The following is a 16,984-nucleotide window of genomic DNA, read 5'->3' as shown; positions in this document are numbered from 1 at the left end:
TGGCTCGTTCAGCACAAGATTATATTCTGCCGGATGATTTTCTTTAAGCTATTGAATCTGGTTGAAAAATAAAGTTGATAATGAGGTTCGTGAATGCCCCGCAGCACCTGGTTCAAAGCATTACTGTTGTTTGTTGCCCTTTGGGCTCCCTTAAGTCAGGCAGAAACGGGATGGCAGCCGATTCAGGAAACCATCCGTAAAAGTGATAAAGATAACCGCCAGTATCAGGCTATACGTCTGGATAACGGTATGGTGGTGTTGCTGGTTTCTGACCCGCAGGCGGTAAAATCGCTTTCGGCGCTGGTAGTGCCCGTTGGGTCGCTGGAAGATCCTGAGGCGTATCAGGGGCTGGCGCATTACCTTGAACATATGAGTCTGATGGGGTCGAAAAAGTATCCTCAAGCAGATAGCCTCGCTGAATATCTCAAAATGCACGGCGGCAGTCACAATGCCAGTACGGCACCATATCGCACCGCTTTCTATCTGGAAGTGGAAAATGATGCCTTGCCTGGTGCAGTAGACCGCCTGGCCGATGCCATCGCTGAACCCTTGCTCGACAAGAAATATGCTGAACGTGAACGTAATGCAGTGAACGCTGAATTAACCATGGCGCGCACGCGTGACGGGATGCGCATGGCGCAGGTCAGCGCAGAAACCATTAACCCGGCGCACCCAGGTTCAAAGTTTTCTGGCGGTAACCTGGAAACCTTAAGCGACAAACCCGGTAATCCTGTGCAGCAGGCGCTGAAAGATTTCCATGAGAAATATTACTCTGCCAATCTGATGAAGGCGGTTATCTATAGCAATAAACCATTGCCGGAACTGGCAAAAATGGCGGCGGACACCTTCGGTCGCGTGCCTAACAAAGAGAGCCAGAAACCGGAAATTACCGTACCGGTAGTCACCGACGCGCAAAAGGGAATTATCATTCATTACGTCCCGGCACTGCCGCGTAAAGTTCTGCGCGTCGAGTTTCGCATCGATAACAACTCGGAGAAGTTCCGTAGTAAAACGGATGAGTTGATTACCTATCTGATTGGTAATCGCAGCCCAGGTACACTTTCTGACTGGCTGCAAAAGCAGGGATTAGTTGAGGGCATTAGCGCCAACTCCGATCCTATCGTCAACGGCAACAGCGGCGTATTAGCGATCTCTGCGTCCTTAACCGATAAAGGTCTGGCGAATCGCGATCAGGTTGTGGCGGCCATTTTCAGCTACCTCAATCTGTTACGCGAAAAAGGGATTGATAAACAGTATTTCGATGAGCTGGCGAATGTGCTGGATATCGACTTCCGTTATCCGTCAATCACCCGTGATATGGATTACGTCGAATGGCTGGCGGATACCATGATTCGCGTTCCTGTTGAGCATACGCTGGACGCGGTAAATATTGCCGATCGGTATGATGCTAAAGCAGTAAAAGAACGTCTGGCGATGATGACGCCGCAGAACGCGCGTATCTGGTATATCAGCCCGAAAGAGCCGCACAATAAAACGGCTTACTTTGTCGATGCGCCGTATCAGGTCGATAAAATCAGTGAACAAACCTTCGCTGACTGGCAGAAAAAAGCCGCCGACATTGCGCTCTCCTTGCCGGAGCTTAACCCCTATATTCCTGACGATTTCTCGCTGATTAAGTCAGAGAAGAAATACGACCATCCAGAGCTGATTGTTGATGAGTCGAATCTGCGCGTGGTGTATGCGCCAAGCCGTTATTTTGCCAGCGAGCCCAAAGCTGATGTCAGCCTGATTTTGCGTAATCCGAAAGCCATGGACAGCGCCCGCAATCAGGTGATGTTTGCGCTCAATGATTATCTCGCAGGGCTGGCGCTTGATCAGTTAAGCAACCAGGCGTCGGTTGGTGGCATAAGTTTTTCCACCAATGCTAACAACGGCCTTATGGTTAATGCCAATGGTTACACCCAGCGCCTGCCGCAGCTGTTCCAGGCTCTGCTGGAAGGCTACTTTAGCTATACCGCTACGGAAGATCAGCTTGAGCAGGCGAAATCCTGGTATAACCAGATGATGGATTCGGCAGAAAAGGGCAAAGCGTTCGAGCAGGCGATTATGCCCGCGCAGATGCTCTCGCAGGTGCCGTACTTCTCGCGAGATGAGCGACGTAAAATTTTGCCCTCCATCACTCTGAAAGAGGTGCTGGCCTACCGCGACGCCTTAAAAACGGGGGCACGACCAGAGTTTATGGTTATCGGCAACATGACCGAATCACAGGCAACAACGCTGGCGCGCGATGTGCAAAAACAGTTGGGCGCTGATGGCACTGAGTGGTGTCGTAACAAAGATGTGCTGGTTGAGAAAAAACAGTCCGTCATCTTTGAAAAAGCCGGTAACAGTACCGACTCTGCCCTGGCAGCGGTTTTCGTACCGACTGGCTACGATGAATACACCAGTTCAGCCTACAGTTCTCTGCTGGCGCAGATTGTACAGCCGTGGTTCTACAATCAGTTGCGTACCGAAGAACAGTTGGGTTATGCCGTGTTCGCGTTTCCTATGAGTGTGGGCCGCCAGTGGGGCATGGGCTTCTTGCTGCAAAGCAATGATAAACAGCCTTCATACCTGTGGGAGCGATACAAAGCCTTTTTCCCAACCGCAGAGGCAAAATTGCGGGCGATGAAGCCAGAAGAGTTCGCGCAAATTCAGCAGGCGGTCATTACCCAGATGCTGCAGGCTCCGCAAACGCTCGGCGAAGAAGCATCGAAGTTAAGTAAAGATTTCGATCGTGGCAATATGCGCTTCGATTCGCGTGATAAAATTGTGGCACAGATAAAACTGCTGACGCCGCAAAAACTGGCCGATTTCTTCCATCAGGCGGTGGTCGAGCCGCAAGGCATGGCTATCCTGTCGCAGATTTCCGGCAGCCAGAACGGGAAAGCCGAATATGTACATCCTGAAGGCTGGAAAGTGTGGGAGAACGTCAGCGCGTTGCAGCAAACAATGCCCCTGATGAGTGAAAAGAATGAGTGATGTCGCCGAGACACTAGATCCTTTGCGCTTGCCCTTACAGGGCGAGCGCCTGATTGAAGCCTCTGCCGGCACAGGCAAAACCTTTACGATTGCGGCGCTCTATTTGCGCCTGTTACTTGGACTAGGCGGTTCCTCCGCCTTTCCCCGCCCATTGACCGTTGAAGAACTGCTGGTGGTCACCTTTACCGAGGCTGCCACTGCAGAATTGCGTGGCCGTATCCGTAGCAATATTCATGAATTACGCATCGCCTGTCTGCGTGAAACCACCGACAATCCGCTGTATGCACGCCTGCTGGAAGAGATCGACGATAAAGCGCAAGCCGCGCAGTGGTTGCTGTTAGCTGAGCGACAGATGGATGAAGCAGCAGTCTTTACTATCCACGGTTTTTGCCAGCGAATGCTCAACCTGAATGCCTTTGAATCCGGCATGTTGTTTGAGCAGCAGCTGATTGAAGACGAGTCTCTACTGCGCTACCAGGCCTGTGCCGACTTTTGGCGTCGCCACTGCTATCCGTTACCGCGTGAAATTGCCCAGGTAGTCTTTGAAACCTGGAAAGGGCCGCAGGCGTTGCTGCGCGATATTAATCGTTATCTGCAAGGCGAAGCGCCGGTTATCAAAGCACCGCCGCCCGATGATGAAACGCTGGCTTCCCGCCACGCGCAAATTGTGGCGCGTATTGATGCGGTAAAACAGCAGTGGCGTGACGCAGTAGGTGAACTGGATGCGCTGATTGAATCTTCCGGTATTGATCGCCGCAAGTTTAACCGTAGCAATCAGGCTAAATGGATAGACAAGATCAGTGCCTGGGCAGAAGAAGAGACCAACAGCTACCAGTTGCCTGAGTCGCTGGAAAAATTTTCTCAGCGTTTCTTAGAAGATCGCACAAAAGCAGGGGGCGAGACGCCGCGCCACCCGTTATTTGAAGCGATCGATCAATTGCTTGCCGAACCATTATCGATCCGCGATCTGGTGATCACCCGCGCGTTAGCTGAGATCCGCGAAACAGTAGCGCGCGAAAAACGTCGCCGTGGCGAACTGGGCTTTGACGACATGCTAAGTCGGCTGGATTCCGCGCTGCGTAGCGAAAGCGGAGAGGCGCTGGCGACGGCGATCCGTACGCGCTTTCCGGTGGCAATGATCGACGAATTTCAGGATACCGACCCTCAGCAGTACCGGATTTTCCGCCGTATTTGGCACCATCAGCCGGAAACGGCGTTATTGCTGATTGGTGACCCGAAACAGGCCATTTACGCATTCCGTGGTGCAGATATCTTCACCTACATGAAGGCGCGTAGCGAAGTTCACGCCCACTACACTTTAGACACCAACTGGCGTTCTGCGCCGGGAATGGTGAACAGTGTGAACAAACTTTTCAGCCAGGCGGATGACGCTTTCATGTTCCGCGAAATTCCGTTTATTCCAGTGAAATCAGCCGGGAAAAATCAGGCACTGCGTTTTGTATTTAAAGGTGAAACGCAGCCGGCGATGAAAATGTGGTTGATGGAAGGCGAAAGCTGCGGTGTTGGCGATTATCAAAGTACCATGGCGCAGGTATGTGCTGCGCAAATCCGCGACTGGCTACAGGCCGGGCAGCGGGGCGAAGCATTGCTGATGAACGGCGACGACGCGCGTCCTGTTCGCGCCTCGGACATCAGTGTGCTGGTACGCAGCCGCCAGGAGGCCGCCCAGGTGCGCGATGCCTTAACGTTGCTGGAAATCCCTTCCGTTTACCTTTCGAACCGCGACAGTGTTTTTGAAACACTGGAAGCGCAGGAGATGCTTTGGCTGTTGCAGGCTGTAATGACGCCTGAACGTGAGAACACTCTGCGCAGTGCGTTAGCAACGTCGATGATGGGGTTGAACGCCCTGGATATCGAAACGTTGAATGATAACGAAAATGCGTGGGATGCAGTCGTCGAAGAGTTTGATAGGTATCGACAAATCTGGCGCAAACGCGGCGTTATGCCGATGCTGCGGGCGCTGATGTCGGCGCGCAACATTGCAGAAAACCTGCTGGCCACGGCAGGTGGCGAGCGTCGTCTTACCGATATCTTGCATATCAGCGAACTGCTACAAGAAGCCGGAACGCAGCTGGAAAGTGAACATGCACTGGTACGCTGGTTATCGCAACATATCCTCGAACCCGACAGTAACGCCTCCAGCCAGCAAATGCGCCTCGAAAGTGACAAACATCTGGTGCAGATCGTCACGATCCATAAATCGAAAGGACTGGAATATCCGCTGGTCTGGTTGCCGTTTATCACCAATTTCCGTGTCCAGGATCAGGCGTTCTATCACGATCGTCATTCGTTTGAGGCTGTACTTGATCTTAACGCTGCGCCAGAAAGCGTCGATCTCGCCGAGGCCGAACGTCTGGCGGAAGATCTGCGTTTGCTTTACGTGGCGCTGACGCGTTCGGTCTGGCATTGTAGTCTCGGCGTTGCGCCGCTGGTGCGCCGTCGTGGCGATAAAAAAGGTGACACCGACGTCCATCAAAGTGCGCTCGGGCGCTTGCTGCAAAAAGGGGAACCACAAGATGCGGCAGGGCTTCGCGCCTGTATTGAGGCACTGTGCGATGATGATATTGCCTGGCAAACGGCACAAACGGGTGATAACCAACCCTGGCAGGTTAATGATGTTTCTACAGCAGAACTGAATGCGAAGACGCTACAACGTTTGCCCGGCGATAACTGGCGCGTCACCAGTTATTCAGGTTTGCAGCAGCGTGGTCACGGTATCGCTCAGGATCTGATGCCACGGCTGGATGTTGACGCCGCAGGCGTGGTTAGTGTTGTTGAAGAACCTACGTTAACACCGCATCAGTTTCCGCGCGGCGCCTCACCGGGGACGTTCTTGCACAGTTTGTTTGAGGATCTGGATTTTACCCAGCCGGTTGACCCGAACTGGGTGCGAGAAAAACTGGAACTTGGCGGCTTTGAACCGCAGTGGGAACCTGTGTTGACCGAGTGGATCACCGCTATTCTTCAGGCGCCGCTCAATGAAACTGGCGTCACGCTGAGTCAGCTTTCCGCCCGCGATAAACAGGTGGAGATGGAGTTTTACCTGCCGATTAGCGAGCCGCTTATTGCCAGCCAGCTTGATGCGCTAATCCGCCAGTTTGACTCGCTATCCGCTGGCTGCCCGCCGCTGGAGTTCATGCAGGTGCGCGGCATGTTAAAAGGCTTTATCGACCTGGTGTTTCGCCATGAAGGGCGTTATTACCTGCTCGACTATAAATCCAACTGGCTGGGTGAAGACAGTTCGGCTTACACCCAACAGGCTATGGCAGCGGCGATGCAGGCACACCGCTATGATCTGCAATATCAGCTTTATACCCTGGCGCTGCATCGTTATCTGCGCCATCGAATTGCTGATTACGACTATGAGCGCCACTTTGGCGGCGTTATCTATCTGTTCCTGCGTGGTGTTGATAAAGAACATCCGCAACAAGGAATTTACGCAACCCGCCCCGATGCCGGGTTGATTGCGCTGATGGATGAGATGTTTGCCGGTATGAGCCTGGAGGAGGCGTAATGAAATTGCAAAAGCAATTACTGGAAGCTGTGGAGCACAAACAGCTACGCCCGCTGGATGTGCAGTTCGCCCTGACCGTGGCGGGTGATGAACATCCCGCCGTCACCCTTGCGGCGGCACTGTTAAGTCACGACGCCGGAGAGGGGCACGTCTGCTTGCCGCTTTCACGACTGGAAAATAACGAGGCGTCACATCCGCTGCTGGCGACCTGTGTCAGTGAAATCGGTGAGCTACAAAATTGGGAAGAGTGCTTGCTGGCTTCACAAGCGGTCAGCCGGGGAGATGAACCAACGCCAATGATCCTCTGTGGCGATCGCCTTTACCTGAATCGCATGTGGTGTAATGAGCGCACAGTGGCGCGATTTTTCAACGAAGTGAATCATGCCATTGAGGTTGATGAAGCTCTACTGGCGCATACCCTGGACAAACTTTTTCCAGTAAGCGATGAAATTAACTGGCAAAAAGTTGCAGCGGCAGTGGCGCTGACGCGGCGGATCTCGGTGATTTCCGGCGGCCCTGGCACCGGTAAAACGACCACCGTGGCGAAGTTGTTGGCTGCGTTAATTCAGATGGCAGACGGTGAACGCTGCCGTATCCGACTGGCCGCGCCAACGGGGAAAGCTGCTGCGCGCTTAACTGAATCGCTTGGCAAGGCTTTGCGCCAGTTACCGCTGACCGATGAACAAAAGAAACGCATTCCGGAAGACGCCAGCACTTTGCACCGCTTGCTGGGCGCGCAGCCGGGCAGTCAGCGTTTACGTCATCATGCAGGTAACCCACTGCATCTTGATGTGCTGGTGGTAGATGAAGCATCAATGATCGATCTGCCTATGATGTCGAGACTGATCGACGCCTTGCCCGATCATGCGCGAGTGATCTTTCTCGGCGATCGTGATCAACTGGCCTCGGTTGAGGCTGGGGCTGTGCTGGGCGATATCTGCGCCTATGCCAACGCGGGCTTTACCGCCGAGCGTGCCGGGCAGCTAAGCCGCCTGACGGGAACTCACGTTCCGGCAGGAACTGGCACAGAAGCGGCATCTTTGCGCGACAGTCTCTGCCTGCTGCAAAAAAGCTATCGTTTCGGCAGCGATTCTGGCATTGGTCAGTTAGCTGCGGCGATCAACCGTGGTGATAAAACGGCAGTGAAAACCGTTTTTCAGCAGGATTTTACTGATATCGAAAAACGACTTTTACAGAGCGGCGAAGATTATATTGCGATGCTTGAGGAAGCTCTTGCGGGTTATGGACGTTATCTGGATCTGCTGCAAGCGCGTGCCGAGCCGGATTTAATCATTCAGGCGTTCAATGAGTACCAGCTTTTGTGCGCCCTGCGGGAAGGGCCGTTTGGCGTGGCTGGACTGAATGAGCGAATTGAGCAGTTTATGCAACAGAAGCGCAAAATTCATCGTCATCTGCACTCTCGTTGGTACGAAGGCCGACCGGTGATGATTGCCCGTAATGACAGCGCGCTTGGGTTGTTTAATGGCGATATCGGTATTGCGCTGGATCGCGGGCAGGGGACGCGCGTTTGGTTTGCGATGCCGGACGGCAATATTAAGTCTGTGCAACCGAGCCGCCTGCCAGAGCACGAAACGACGTGGGCGATGACGGTACATAAATCGCAGGGATCGGAGTTCGACCATGCGGCGTTGATTTTACCGAGCCAACGCACGCCGGTAGTAACTCGAGAGCTGGTTTACACTGCGGTAACCCGCGCGCGTCGCCGTTTGTCGCTATATGCCGATGAACGTATTTTGAGTGCGGCAATCGCCACGCGCACCGAGCGGCGTAGCGGGCTGGCAGCGTTGTTTAGTTCGCGGGAATAAACGTGATTGCCTGATGCGACGCATGGGCGTCTTATCATGCCTGGAGGTATTGCGTATGCCGCATCCGGCTATATCCATCGCTTACCCTAAATCCGCCATCAACACCTTTGATTTACGCTGGTAGTTGTACATCTGCTTTTTGCTCTCCGGCAGTGAGTCAATATCCACCGGGGTAAATCCGCGCTCCTGGAACCAGTGAATACTGCGCGTGGTCAGCACAAACAATTTGCTTAACCCGCTCTGCTTCGCCTGAGCGGCAATGCGTTCCAGTAAAACCTCGCCCCGTGATGAACTACGGTAATCCGGGTGTACCGCCACACAGGCCATTTCGCCAATCTTCTCTTCCGGGAACGGATAGAGCGCGGCGCAGGCAATAGTTGTGTTATCGCGCTGAATAATAGTGAATTTGTCGATTTCCATCTCCAGTTGTTCGCGAGAACGACGTACCAGAATGCCTTGCTGCTCCAGCGGGCGAATCAACTCCAGAATACCGCCAATATCGTTGATTGTTGCGCGACGAATCTGCTCCGCGCTTTCCATCACAATTTGCGTACCGATACCGTCACGTGAGAACAGCTCTTGCAACAGCGCGCCATCTTCCTGATAACTGATTAAATGACAGCGACGAACACCGCTGCGACAGGCTTTCACCGCGCCACGCAAAAAGCGCACCGTACCAGAGTTGTAATCGCCTTTCTCTTCCTGGGCTTCTACTCGCGCTTGCGCCTCGTTAGGGAAAAGTTCGGAGACAATATCGCCATCGTCATTGGTGACGCCCTGTGAAGAGCAAAAACCAATCATCTTCTCAGCTTTCAGTTTGATGGCCAGTTGTGTGGCAATCTCTTCCGAGGTCAGGTTAAAGCTCTCGCCAGTGACCGAAACCGCCACCGGGCCCATCAGCACAATCGCACCGCTATCCAGTTGGCGATGAATCGCTTCTTCGTCAATCCGCCGGATGCGCCCGCTATGGCAGTAATCCACGCCGTCATCGACGCCCAGCGGCTGGGCAATAATAAAATTGCCACTGACGACGTTGATATGAGCGCCCTGCAACGGTGTGTTGTTGAGGCTCATCGACAGGCGTGCTGTGATGTCTAGTTGCAATGTCCCCGCAGCCTGCTTCACCAGCTCCAGCGTTTTGCCGTCAGTCACGCGTATATTCTTGTGGTACAGCGGTTCGTGATGATGCGCCGCCAGATTCGCGTCGATCTGTGGACGCGCGCCATAGACGACGACCAGACGTATGCCGAGGCTGTGCAATAGCCCAATATCATTAACGATACTGGAGAAATTCTCATGCTCAATGGCTTCGCCGCCGAGCATGATGACAAACGTTTTTCCCCGATGAGTGTTGATATAGGGAACCGAATGGCGGAATCCCTCGACCAGCTCGGTTTTACGTTCCTTCACCACGGCACACCTCTTTGCATGATTATTCGAAATTAATGTATTTTTATTCTGTTTTTTCGCCGTGTGCAAGTGCAAATTTTACGCATGAGCAACTTTTTTATCAGTAATGCCGTGAATATAAAAAGAATGTTTACCGTTTTATAGATGACAGATTATGCGTCTTTCGCTAAAGTTTCCGGTCAAATTGGTCGTTTACTTGTTACACAGCTTAGATTTTTTGCTCGGGAGAGGCATGTCAGGATCCAATACTGCAATCAGCCGTCGTCGTTTACTGCAAGGCGCGGGTGCCATGTGGCTATTGAGCGTAAGTCAGGTCAGCCTGGCTGCGGTCAGCCAGGTCGTGGCGGTGCGCGTCTGGCCTGCGTCCAGCTATACCCGTGTGACGGTTGAATCAAATCGTCAGCTGAAATATAAGCAGTTCGCGTTGAGTAATCCTGAGCGCGTGGTGGTGGATATTGAAGATGTAAACCTGAACTCGGTGCTCAAGGGGATGGCGGCACAAATTCGTGCTGACGACCCGTTCATCAAGTCAGCTCGTGTCGGGCAATTTGATCCGCAAACCGTGCGGATGGTTTTTGAATTAAAGCAAAACGTAAAACCACAGATGTTTGCCCTCGCGCCGGTTGCCGGATTTAAAGAGCGTCTGGTGATGGATCTCTATCCGGTCAATGCGCAGGATATGCAAGACCCGCTGCTGGCTCTGCTGGAGGATTACAACAAAGGCGATCTCGAAAAACAGGTGCCGCCTGCGCAAAGTGGTCCGCAGCCAGGTAAGGCAGGGCGCGATCGCCCGATTGTCATCATGCTTGACCCTGGCCACGGTGGCGAAGACTCCGGCGCAGTGGGGAAATACAAAACGCGTGAAAAAGACGTGGTATTACAAATTGCCCGCCGTCTGCGCTCTCTGATCGAGAAAGAGGGTAATATGAAGGTGTACATGACGCGTAATGAAGACATCTTCATTCCATTGCAAGTGCGCGTAGCAAAAGCACAGAAACAACGTGCTGACCTGTTTGTCTCTATCCATGCAGATGCCTTTACCAGCCGCCAGCCGAGCGGTTCCTCGGTGTTTGCGCTTTCGACCAAAGGCGCAACCAGTACTGCGGCAAAATATCTGGCGCAAACCCAGAACGCCTCGGACTTAATTGGTGGTGTGAGCAAAAGCGGCGACCGTTATGTCGACCACACCATGTTTGATATGGTGCAGTCGCTGACCATTGCCGACAGCCTGAAGTTTGGTAGGGCAGTACTAAATAAACTTGGTAAAATCAACAAGCTGCATAAAAATCAGGTCGAGCAGGCTGGGTTTGCCGTGCTGAAAGCGCCTGATATTCCCTCTATTCTGGTCGAAACGGCGTTTATCAGTAACGTTGAGGAAGAGCGCAAACTGAAAACGGCGACTTTCCAGCAGGAAGTTGCAGAGTCCATTCTTGCGGGAATTAAAGCGTATTTTGCCGATGGAGCGACGCTGGCGAGAAGGGGATGATGTTTTAATTTATCCATTCAATTAATTTATATTTAATTGAATGGATATTATTTATATGAATGTTAAACGATGATTTTGTGACTGCTGTCGAATATTTGAAAGTTAGCTTGAAAAATAAGCCTGGCGTCTCTTTTATTAAAGGCAATCCCGTGTAAGGTATAGGCATTAGTTAATCATCTTGTAACTGTTAAATCAGGCAAGGCAATGTTTGAAGTAATTATTACTTCTGACGTGCCTTGCCTTTTTTTTTGGAGCCATGAAATGATCATCGAAAAAGTCATGAACAATAATTGTGTGCAGGCATCGATGAATGGACAGGAGGTTATCATTTCTGGACCTGGTGTCGGTTACAACAAAAAATATGGTATGCCTGTACCCGAACATCCGGCTAACCGAATTTTTTATGTCAGGAATGAGCAAAAAAATAAACTCTACAAACTGATTGAGCATGTGGATATTGAGTATGTATTTGTGGCTGAAAAGATAGTGCAATATGCGGAGAGCAATCTTGAAAAAAAGCTAAATCCATCGCTACTGCTCATTCTTGCCGATCACATTTCGAATGCAATATCCCGAGTCGCCTCCGGAATACAAATTAATAATGTTTTCCTTGAGGAAATCAAAGCGTTGTATAAAGCAGAATATGCGATAAGTCGGGATGCATTAACAATCATCAATGATCAATTTAGCTTTCAGCTTCCGGATGACGAGATTGGTTTTATTGCATTACATATTTTAAATAACTATGAAAACTCAATTGATTATGAATCTGTACGAATTATTGAGTTGTCTCAAAAAATTACGGAGATTATTGAGGGAATTTATAACAGAAGGGTGGACAGGAGTTCATTTAACTATTCAAGATTTATGATGCATCTTAAGTATTTTTCTTGTCGAGTATTATGCAATGAAAAAATAAAACAGAAAGATATTGGCGATATCTATGAACAGTTTCTTGAAAAAGACATTCAATTGCAACGCGCTATTCATGAAATAGAAAGGTATCTGTACAGCACGTTTAAATATGAATTGATTTTAGAAGAAAAGCTATATCTCTCTATTCGCACCAAAGTATTAATGGACTAACTACATATAATATTTTTATGAGATAACCAGCATGAAACAAAAGAAAGCCTGGAGTTTTTTTCAGAGCCTGGGAAAAGCATTTATGTATCCCATCGCTCTGCTAAGTGTATGTGGCATGATGCTAGGACTAGGAAGTGGTTTAGCCAGTGATGATATGGCAAAGTTAATTCCATTTCTGGCTATTCCAATAATTAAAACCATACTTGATTTCATTGTTAGCCTTGGTTTGTTTGCTTTTGTTAATTTACCTGTACTATTTGCGATAGCGATTCCATTAGGATTATTAAAAGAGAAAGATGATAAAGCCTATGGTGCATTTTCTGGCTTAATTGGTTTTATGGCGATGCATTTGGGAACAAATTTTTACCTTAAACAACACGATTTATTGGTCGCAGCTGACCAAATGTCGACACATGGACAAACTATCATTTTGGGGATCCAGTCCTATAATACCAGTGTGCTGGGAGGGATTGTTTCAGGTTTATTAGTCGCCAGCATGTATAAAAAGATCGTTAACTTACGCATTCCTGAGTCATTAGGTTTTTATAGTGGTCCGCGCCTGGTGCCTATCATTACACTAATTGTGATGAGTGGGTTTGGCCTGATTATTCCTTTTATCTGGCCGCCATTTTTCAATCTTTTCATGCTCATTGGTCACTGGATTTCAACTTCCGGTCCTGTCGGTTATTTCTTCTATGCAGTTGCTGAACGCGTGACGATACCTTTTGGCCTAAACCATCTGGTGACATCAGTTTTCCGATTTACCCCAATCGGCGGTTCGGCAGTAATTGGTGGTGAAGAATATTACGGCACTCTGAATATGTTTATGGCGTACGTCAAAGAGAATACTGTTATTCCGCTGGATTTGGCGGGGAAAATGGAACAGGGCAAACTGATGATCCAGTATGGTCTGGCTGGTGCCGCGCTGGCGATGTATCGCACCGCTCATGCTCAGAACAGAAAGGCTATCAAAGCATTGCTTATTTCCGGTGTGCTGACGGTCATTATTGGTGGCGTTAGCGAACCGATTGAATTTCTCTTCTTGTTTGTCAGTCCGTTGCTGTTTGTCTTCCATGCTTTTATGAATGGATTCGCTAACATGGTTCTGCCATATATGGGCGTGAAGATGGGGTTTACTGGCGATCTGATTCAGTTTATTAGCTTTGGTGTCTTACGTGGCACAAGAACGGGCTGGCCGATAGCGGTTTGTGTAGAAGTGGCCTATTTCTTTATTTATTACTTTGTGTTCCGTTGGACCATTCTTAAATTTAACCTGATGACCGTAGGACGTGAAGAGTCCAGCCCCATCGCGATAAACGCCCACGAAGATACTGCTATAGCGGATATCCCAACTCATGATAAATCAGAGTTGCAGGCAGCGGCGCAGATGGTTCAGGCACTTGGCGGTAGAGAGAATATTAAATCTCTGGATAATTGTGTAACTCGTTTACGTTTAACTATCGCAGATATGGGATTAATTGATGAGGTTGCGATAAAAAGAGCCGGAGGGATTGCGGTTGTTAAACTTGATCAAAATACCCTACAAGTCATTATCGGCACTAAAGTCATCGCCCTGCGTCGGGATATGGATAATTACATGGGGATACGCTAATGGATATTTTTAATACCACAATTTCCCGTAAAGGAACATATTGTACCCAGTGGGACTTTTGTGAGGACAGATTTGGTGTAAAAGATGTATTGCCATTCTCTATTTCAGATATGGATCTTCCGATACCAGAAGCTATCACCAGAGCATTAAAAAAACGCCTGGAACACCCGATTTTAGGGTACAGCCGTTGGCAACATGATGAATATCTGAATGCGATAGTTAATTGGTATTATAAACAGTATAAAACAGATATTAAACCAGAATGGATAACCTATAGCCCAAGTGTGATGTATTCCATTGCTAAAGCAATAGAGTTACTGACATCGAGTGGCGATAACATTCTCATTTTTACACCTGTCTATAACGCATTTTTTGATGTTATTAAAAATAGTGGGCGAAATACGCTGGAAACTTCTTTGAGTAAAGATAACGAGGGAGATTACGTTATCGACTGGCAAGATTTTGATCTAAAAATTAAAAAAGCGAAGATGGTGTTATTATGCAATCCTCATAACCCGACAGGAACCGTCTGGCCTGAAGATTGTCTGCATAAAATCGCTGCAAGCTGTGCAAGACACGATGTTTGGTTGTGTTCAGATGAAATCCATAGTGATTTTGTATTTAATCGTTGCTTCACGTCTGCGCTTAAAATAATAAATGAAAAGGTGGTGGCGTTTAATTCAATATCGAAAACATTTAACGTTCCTGCGCTAACGGGTTCGTATATGATTTCACCTGATGAAAATTTCAATCACCAATTCAGAACGATATCGAGGTATCGCGATTTTGTAAACTCCCCATCAGTACTGAATGTAATTGCGACTATTGTTGCCTATAACGAATGTGAGGAATGGTTAACGTCATTAAAGGAGCATCTTGCTTCAAATATTCAATTTACCCAGTGGTATATAAATGAAAATATTCCGGGGTTAATCGTGAAGCCGGCTGATGGTTGCTATTTTTCGTGGATTAATTGCTCTGCCATTGGTTATCCCTTTGATAAATTTTACAGCCGATTAATTTATGAAGGTAAAGTAGGTATTATGGCGGGGCATGTCTATGGAACCGAAGGGGAGGGCTATCTTCGTCTGAATTTGGCTTGCAGTCGAGAAAAGTTATATATGGGGCTTACGCGCATTGCAGGTGTAATCAGAAATATTAATCAGGAAAAAGAAAATGAACAACACTGATCTTATCTATCTTATTAAACATTTTATGCGCAACGAACATAAAGCAGTTGAAGAGATTATCGATTCTCCCCTTTCGGAAGTTGCTGCTTTAATTAAAATATTACAATCTTGTCAGGGTAAAGTTGTTTTTATTGGCGTAGGGAAGTCCGGCATTATTGCCAGAAAACTCGCAGCAACATTTGCCAGCACCGGAACTCCCTCGTTTTTTGTTCACGGTACGGAAGCGGTACACGGCGATCTTGGTATGGTGGCGAAAAACGATATTGTTATTCTTATTTCAAACAGCGGTGAGACGGCAGAAATTCTGGCAACGTTGCCCAGCCTAAAAAAAATGGGTAATTATTTGGTCTCCTTTACTCGCAGTCATCGTTCATCGCTTGCGATAAGTTGTGATTTATCCGTTGAAATTCCCGTCAAAAGCGAGGCGGATAATTTAGGTTTAGCGCCGTCATGTTCATCTACAGTCGTTCTGGTTGTGGGTGATGCGGTGGCGCTTGCTCTCTCCGAATTGAAAAAATTTACTCGTGCTGATTTCGGCTTATATCATCCAGGAGGTGCGCTCGGTATTAAAGCAAACTCATAGTTTCAGAATATAAAAACAGTAACCGGTCACGCCATCTTTTGGGGTGGCGTTCATTGAAGTGAGTGTCAGCTATGAAAAACGTTCTGGTCACCGTTCCCAGCTTTTCAGCGCGCTGTGTTTCCGCCAGCAAGTTGCTAAGAGAGAATAATTTTAACCTTATTATTAAGAATAATGTGGAGCATCTGCTTAAATCAGAATCCACTGCATTACGAGAATCTATTTGTGCGGCCATTGCCGGAAAAGATTGTTATCAGGCGGACACGCTATCACTACTGCCTGGTGTGAAAATAATATCGAGATTTGGGACAGGGATTGATAATGTTGATCTTCACGCGGCACGACAATCAGGGATTGTGGTCAATAATACGGTTGGGATTAATTCAAATGCGGTTGCGGAATTTATCATTGGTCTTATCTTCGCGAGCATGAGAAATATCCCAGGCAGCTATCATGCGATGCAAAATGGTTACTGGGGAGAGTCGCATGGCTGCGAGTTACAAGGTAAACGGATTGGCCTGCTTGGCTACGGCAATATAGGTAAAACCCTGGCGAAAAGGTTGTCTGGTTTTGATGTTGAGCTTTTAGCTTTTGACAAACAACCCGATTATCAGGTTGCAGGTAAAACCGGAGTTCAGTTCGTATCAATTGAAGATATCTTCATGCTGTCGCATGTCATCATTGTTCTTTTGCCTTTTTCTCCTGACCTGGAGAACTTCATCAGCCATAAATATTTGTCGATGATGCGCAATGGCGCTCTGATCATCAATGCCGCAAGAGGAAAGTTGCTGGATGAGGGGGCTTTACTTCAGGTGATTGAAGAACGAAATGTTTTTGCGGCGCTGGATGTTTTTAGCTCTGAACCGCTGGCGCAATTTAGCCCATTGCTGCATACCAAAAATATCATTACAACGCCGCATATTGCAGCCGCCACCGTTGAGTCATACCAGCAAACCGGGATACACGTTGCCCAGTCGATAATTGATTTCTTTGCGGGGAGGGAGATAAAAAACGTGCAGTGAGTTTAGCGATCGAAGATTTTAGATACAAAAAAACCGCAATCCGTGAAACACGTTGCGGTTTATCAGCATTCTAAGTATTGGTTGCGGGGGCCGGATTTGAACCGACGACCTTCGGGTTATGAGCCCGACGAGCTACCAGGCTGCTCCACCCCGCGTCACCGTACTGCTTTTACTTCGTCAAATTTTGATTGGTTGCGGGGGCCGGATTTGAACCGACGACCTTCGGGTTATGAGCCCGACGAGCTACCAGGCTGC

At 48.8% G+C, this 16,984-nt stretch carries 10 protein-coding genes and 1 tRNA gene; 9 read left to right on the top strand and 2 right to left on the bottom strand.

The window, feature by feature from the left end:
* Nucleotides 1-93: 93 nt before the first annotated feature.
* From ptrA to recD, 3 genes are read left to right on the top strand one after another with little or no spacing between them, the layout of a single operon-like run.
* Nucleotides 94-2,982, top strand: a complete 2,889-nt coding sequence (gene ptrA / locus HEN21_RS07645; RefSeq protein ID WP_016159640.1) for a pitrilysin — start codon at nt 94-96, stop codon at nt 2,980-2,982.
* Entirely contained in the window at nt 2,975-6,517 is a 3,543-nt protein-coding gene (recB, locus tag HEN21_RS07640) for an exodeoxyribonuclease V subunit beta (protein ID WP_176252445.1), read from the top strand. The genes ptrA and recB overlap by 8 nt, the downstream gene beginning before the upstream one ends.
* Nucleotides 6,517-8,343, top strand: coding sequence for an exodeoxyribonuclease V subunit alpha (gene recD, locus HEN21_RS07635; protein ID WP_176252444.1), 1,827 nt, complete (start codon nt 6,517-6,519; stop codon nt 8,341-8,343). Before recB ends, recD begins: the two co-directional genes overlap by 1 nt.
* 81 nt (nt 8,344-8,424) lie before the next feature.
* On the opposite strand, the gene argA is transcribed toward recD, so the two are convergent.
* Nucleotides 8,425-9,756, bottom strand: a complete 1,332-nt coding sequence (gene argA, locus HEN21_RS07630; RefSeq protein WP_000237966.1) for an amino-acid N-acetyltransferase — start codon at nt 9,754-9,756, stop codon at nt 8,425-8,427.
* Nucleotides 9,757-9,985: 229 nt separating this feature from the next.
* On the opposite strand from argA, the gene amiC reads away from it, so the two are divergent.
* The 6 genes from amiC to HEN21_RS07600 all read left to right on the top strand — a co-directional run bounded on the left by amiC (nt 9,986) and on the right by HEN21_RS07600 (nt 16,729).
* Nucleotides 9,986-11,239: an N-acetylmuramoyl-L-alanine amidase AmiC gene (gene amiC, locus HEN21_RS07625; RefSeq protein WP_000016908.1), complete on the top strand. Its 1,254-nt coding sequence runs from the start codon at nt 9,986-9,988 to the stop codon at nt 11,237-11,239.
* Nucleotides 11,240-11,500: 261 nt separating this feature from the next.
* On the top strand, nt 11,501-12,325 hold the full coding sequence (locus HEN21_RS07620; RefSeq protein ID WP_016231407.1) for a PRD domain-containing protein: 825 nt from the start codon (nt 11,501-11,503) through the stop codon (nt 12,323-12,325).
* Between the two features lie 31 nt (nt 12,326-12,356).
* Nucleotides 12,357-13,937 carry a PTS transporter subunit EIIC gene (locus HEN21_RS07615; protein ID WP_000810564.1) on the top strand — a complete coding sequence of 527 codons (1,581 nt, stop codon included), beginning with the start codon at nt 12,357-12,359 and terminating at the stop codon, nt 13,935-13,937.
* Nucleotides 13,937-15,127 (top strand): MalY/PatB family protein, encoded by a 1,191-nt coding sequence (locus HEN21_RS07610; RefSeq protein WP_000350908.1) that lies wholly within the window; start codon nt 13,937-13,939, stop codon nt 15,125-15,127. Before HEN21_RS07615 ends, HEN21_RS07610 begins: the two co-directional genes overlap by 1 nt.
* Nucleotides 15,114-15,710, top strand: a complete 597-nt coding sequence (locus tag HEN21_RS07605) for a KpsF/GutQ family sugar-phosphate isomerase (protein ID WP_105286477.1) — start codon at nt 15,114-15,116, stop codon at nt 15,708-15,710. The genes HEN21_RS07610 and HEN21_RS07605 overlap by 14 nt, the downstream gene beginning before the upstream one ends.
* Before the next feature lie 71 nt (nt 15,711-15,781).
* Nucleotides 15,782-16,729 (top strand): phosphoglycerate dehydrogenase, encoded by a 948-nt coding sequence (locus tag HEN21_RS07600; protein WP_016159634.1) that lies wholly within the window; start codon nt 15,782-15,784, stop codon nt 16,727-16,729.
* Between the two features lie 78 nt (nt 16,730-16,807).
* Here the strand turns inward: HEN21_RS07600 and HEN21_RS07595 are convergent.
* A tRNA-Met gene (locus HEN21_RS07595) sits at nt 16,808-16,884 on the bottom strand.
* Between the last annotated feature and the right edge of the window lie 100 nt (nt 16,885-16,984).

The sequence above is a fragment of the Escherichia sp. 93.1518 genome (genome assembly GCF_013368915.2).
Lineage (GTDB): Bacteria > Pseudomonadota > Gammaproteobacteria > Enterobacterales > Enterobacteriaceae > Escherichia > Escherichia ruysiae.
The sequence above is the reverse complement of the archived record's forward strand: the minus strand, read 5'-3'. Positions and strand labels throughout refer to the sequence as shown.

Excerpts from the sequence above, each read along its gene's own strand:
- ptrA (WP_016159640.1), top strand. The coding sequence starts at position 94 with ATGCCCCGCAGCACCTGGTTCAAAGCATTACTGTTGTTTGTTGCCCTT.
- recB (WP_176252445.1), top strand. The coding sequence starts at position 2,975 with ATGAGTGATGTCGCCGAGACACTAGATCCTTTGCGCTTGCCCTTACAG.
- recD (WP_176252444.1), top strand. The coding sequence starts at position 6,517 with ATGAAATTGCAAAAGCAATTACTGGAAGCTGTGGAGCACAAACAGCTA.
- amiC (WP_000016908.1), top strand. The coding sequence starts at position 9,986 with ATGTCAGGATCCAATACTGCAATCAGCCGTCGTCGTTTACTGCAAGGC.
- HEN21_RS07620 (WP_016231407.1), top strand. The coding sequence starts at position 11,501 with ATGATCATCGAAAAAGTCATGAACAATAATTGTGTGCAGGCATCGATG.
- HEN21_RS07615 (WP_000810564.1), top strand. The coding sequence starts at position 12,357 with ATGAAACAAAAGAAAGCCTGGAGTTTTTTTCAGAGCCTGGGAAAAGCA.
- HEN21_RS07610 (WP_000350908.1), top strand. The coding sequence starts at position 13,937 with ATGGATATTTTTAATACCACAATTTCCCGTAAAGGAACATATTGTACC.
- HEN21_RS07605 (WP_105286477.1), top strand. The coding sequence starts at position 15,114 with ATGAACAACACTGATCTTATCTATCTTATTAAACATTTTATGCGCAAC.
- HEN21_RS07600 (WP_016159634.1), top strand. The coding sequence starts at position 15,782 with ATGAAAAACGTTCTGGTCACCGTTCCCAGCTTTTCAGCGCGCTGTGTT.